The following is a 3,497-nucleotide window of genomic DNA, read 5'->3' on the forward strand; positions in this document are numbered from 1 at the left end:
TTCGGAGCAGCCGGACGCGCGGCCTGCGCGGGAGAGGGGGACGCCGGGGTCGCCGGCTTGGGGGCGGCCTGCTTGCGCGGCGCGCCGGGCTTGGCGGCGGACTTGCCGTTGCCACCGCCCTGGTTCAATGCGTCAGTCAGTTTGCGTACTACCGGCGCCTCGATCGTCGAGGACGCCGAACGTACGAATTCACCGAGTTCTTGGAGCTTGGCCATGACGACCTTGCTCTCTACCCCGAACTCCTTGGCGAGTTCGTATACCCGGACCTTAGCCACTTCGCTCCTTTTAGGTCCGGGTTACGCCGGACCGTCGCTACTTCATGGGCGTACTCATCGCGTACTCATCGAGTGCTCATCGCAATCTCGACCTACTTCCAACTCGCGAGGTACCAGGGCCGCACGGGGATCCGCGCGGCACGTCTTACGGTGTTGCCTGCTGGGCAACGGTCTCGGCTGTCTCGACATTCCCGCGCAGTTCCGCGGTGTCGAGCGGCCCCTGGACCCGGAAGGCCCGCGGGAACGCCCGGCGGCGGAGCGCCAGGTCAAGACAGACCAGGGCGGGGTGTACATACGCACCCCGGCCGGGCAGCGTACCGCTTGGGTCGGGGACGCAGACGCCCTCGACCGCCACGATGCGCAGCAGCTCACTCTTGGCCGCTCGCTCCCGGCACCCCACACACGTGCGCTCAGGGCATGCTCGGGCATGCGTCCGGCCAGACACGCTTAAGTCTACCTCCCCGTACCGACCTCACCCCTTTGGGGCAAAAATCGAACGGCTGTTGTCTTGATCAGTACGCGATCAGGCTCAGGAGCCGTGGTGCGATCAGGCCCCGGAGCCGTGCTCGGACTGCTCGGGCTGCTCGGTGTCCGGCCGGATGTCGATCCGCCAGCCGGTGAGGCGGGCGGCGAGGCGGGCGTTCTGGCCCTCCTTGCCGATCGCCAGCGAGAGCTGGTAGTCCGGCACGGTCACGCGGGCGGAGCGGCCGGCCAGGTCGACGATCTCGACCTTGCTGACGCGGGCCGGGGACAGCGCGTGCGCCACCATGTCGCCCGGGTCCTCGGACCAGTCCACGATGTCGATCTTCTCGCCGTTGAGCTCGCCCATGACATTGCGCACGCGGCTGCCCATGGGGCCGATGCAGGCGCCCTTGGCGTTGAGGCCGGAGCGGGTCGAGCGGACCGCGATCTTGGTGCGGTGCCCGGCCTCGCGCGCGATGGCGGCGATCTCCACCGACCCGTCGGCGATCTCGGGGACCTCCAGCGCGAACAGCTTCTTCACCAGGTTCGGGTGGGTGCGCGAGAGGGTCACGGACGGGCCGCGCACGCCCTTCGCGACCCGCACCACGTAGCTGCGCAGACGCATGCCGTGCGGGTACTCCTCGCCCGGCACCTGCTCCTGCACCGGCAGGATCGCCTCCAGCTTGCCGATGTCGACAAGGACGTTCTTCGGGTCGCGGCCCTGCTGGACGACACCGGTGACGATGTCGCCCTCACGGCCCGCGTACTCGCCGAGGGTCGCGTCGTCCTCGGCGTCGCGCAGCCGCTGCAGGATGACCTGCTTGGCGGTGGAGGCGGCGATCCGGCCGAAGTCGGACGGGGTGTCGTCGAACTCCTTGGGCTCCTGGCCCTCTTCGAGGTCCGCCGGGTCCTCCGTCGCCCACACCGTCACATGGCCGCTGTCGCGGTCCAGCTTCACGCGTGCGCGCCGGAAGCTTCCCTCGGTGCGGTGGTAGGCGATGAGGAGGGCCGACTCGATCGCCTCGACCAGCAGGTCGAAGGAGATCTCCTTCTCCCGTACCAGACCCCGCAGGGCACTCATGTCGATGTCCACGGCTACGCCTCCTCCTCTTCCTTCATGTTCTTGTCGTTGCCGTCGTTGCCGTCGTCGCCGTCGGCCTTGCGGTTGAACTCCACCTGGACCCGCGCCTTGGCGATGTCGGCGAAGGCGAGCCTGCGGGCGGTGGGCTTGCGGCCCTTCACGCCCGGCACTTCGAGGTCGAGGCCGTCCTCGTCCACGGCCAGGATCCGGGCGACGATTTCGTCGCCCTCGGTGAGCTGGAACTTCACCAGACGGTGCGTGGCGCGTACGTAGTGGCGGTGCTCGGTGAGGGCGCGCTCGGCGCCGGGGGTGCCGACCTCCAGGGTGTACTCCCCCTGGCCCATGACGTCCGACTCGTCGAGCTCGGCCGAGAGCACGCGGCTCACATCGGCGACGGCGTCCAGATCGGCGCCGGTGTCGGAGTCGACGACCACGCGCAGCACACGCTTGCGCCCGACCGAGTCCACTGCGATCTCTTCGAGATCGAGGCCCTGGGAGCGTACGAGCGGTTCCAGCAGTTCTCGCAGCCTCTCGCTCTGGGTGGTGCTCATCCGGGTGACTCCTCGGCCGCGTGTGCTGTTGTGGGATCGTCGCGTGTCAGGTCAAAGGGTATCCGGTCCGGGAGGGTGTTGCCGTCCACCGGCGGCCGCGCTTCGCACGGCGGGTGCGGCGTGGGCAGGTCCGGGCACGAACGGGCGCCACCCGAGCACGACCCGGGTACGAGCCGATCGCGCGTACGAGGACAGTGCGCAGGTACGGTGATCACCCGGCCCGCGCCCACCACTCTCACCGGGCCCGCGCCCACCCCCGCCCGTCGTCCGAGGGCCCCGCCCTCCTTCTCGCCCCCGCCCTTCGTGCCCTCGCGGCCAACCTTTCCGAGGACGTCTGCCGTGCCGTCGTATCTCACCCCTTCGTGGTCCCGCCCGGGCCCGCGCCGAAGGAGCCTGCTGACCGGGGCCGCCGGCGCGGCCGGCACCACGCTGCTCGCCGGGTGCTCCGGCTCCGGCGACAGCGGCGACGGCCGCCCGGCCGCCGACAAGAAGCTGCGCGCGCGTGCGGCGCGGGACAGCGCCGGGCTGCTGCGGCAGTACGACGCCGTGCTCGCGGCCCACGCCCCGCTCGCGGACCGGCTGCGGCCGCTGCGGGCGGAGGTGGCGCGGCACGAGAAGGCGTTCGGCGGGACGGCGTCCCGCAAGTCCCCCGGGTCCCCGCGCCCCGAGGGATCGCCCACGTCCCGCCGCCCCGGCGGCTCCCCCGCCCCGGTCTCCGTGCCGGACGACCCGCGGGGCGCCCTGCGGTTCCTGGCGGCGGCCGAGCGGGAGCTGGCCGGGCGGCGCGGCAAGGAGCTCGTCGACGCGCCCGCCGAACTCGCCCGGCTGCTGGCCTCGGTCGCGGCGGCTGGTGCCGCGCACGCCTACTTGCTGACGGAGGACGACAAGTGAGCACAGGGAGCACCCGGGCCCAGGCGGCCGAGGCCGCCGCCGTGCGCCGGTCGGAGGACGACCCGAAGGACGACTCGAAGGACGGGTCCAAGAACGAACTGAACGCGCTGCAGGCGGCGCTGCGGGCCGAGCACGCGGCTGTGTACGGCTACGGGGTCGTCGGCGGCCGGGTCGGCGACGGGCGCCGCGCGGAGGCCCGCACGGCGTACGACGCGCATCGCGCCCGCCGCGACGAGC

6 protein-coding genes are annotated in these 3,497 nt (G+C 71.7%); 2 read left to right on the plus strand and 4 right to left on the minus strand.

Going from position 1 to position 3,497, the window contains the following annotated elements; all coding sequences use genetic code 11:
- From STRAU_RS24095 to rimP, 4 genes are all read right to left on the minus strand, one after another.
- Positions 1-275: translation initiation factor IF-2 N-terminal domain-containing protein (locus tag STRAU_RS24095; RefSeq protein ID WP_037661541.1), on the minus strand; the 275-nt coding region annotated here is incomplete at its 3' end.
- 145 nt (positions 276-420) lie between these two features.
- A complete protein-coding gene (locus STRAU_RS24100) occupies positions 421-720 on the minus strand; it encodes a YlxR family protein (RefSeq protein ID WP_078621435.1) in 300 nt (99 codons plus the stop codon).
- 102 nt (positions 721-822) lie between these two features.
- A complete protein-coding gene (gene nusA / locus STRAU_RS24105; RefSeq protein WP_016642997.1) occupies positions 823-1,830 on the minus strand; it encodes a transcription termination factor NusA in 1,008 nt (335 codons plus the stop codon).
- Between the two features lie 2 nt (positions 1,831-1,832).
- Entirely contained in the window at positions 1,833-2,369 is a 537-nt protein-coding gene (rimP, locus tag STRAU_RS24110; protein ID WP_016642998.1) for a ribosome maturation factor RimP, read from the minus strand.
- Positions 2,370-2,708: 339 nt separating this feature from the next.
- Between rimP and STRAU_RS24115 the strand changes: the two genes are divergently transcribed.
- Together STRAU_RS24115 and STRAU_RS24120 are read left to right on the plus strand one after the other, a co-directional pair.
- Positions 2,709-3,260 (plus strand): hypothetical protein, encoded by a 552-nt coding sequence (locus STRAU_RS24115; RefSeq protein ID WP_016642999.1) that lies wholly within the window; start codon positions 2,709-2,711, stop codon positions 3,258-3,260.
- Between the two features lie 41 nt (positions 3,261-3,301).
- The coding region (locus tag STRAU_RS24120; protein WP_037661545.1) for a DUF4439 domain-containing protein at positions 3,302-3,497 on the plus strand (196 nt) is incomplete at its 3' end.

Source organism: Streptomyces aurantiacus JA 4570, assembly GCF_000414115.1.
GTDB lineage: Bacteria > Actinomycetota > Actinomycetes > Streptomycetales > Streptomycetaceae > Streptomyces > Streptomyces aurantiacus_A.

Coding starts and splice junctions, on each gene's coding strand:
- rimP (WP_016642998.1), bottom strand. CDS start 2,369: ATGAGCACCACCCAGAGCGAGAGGCTGCGAGAACTGCTGGAACCGCTC.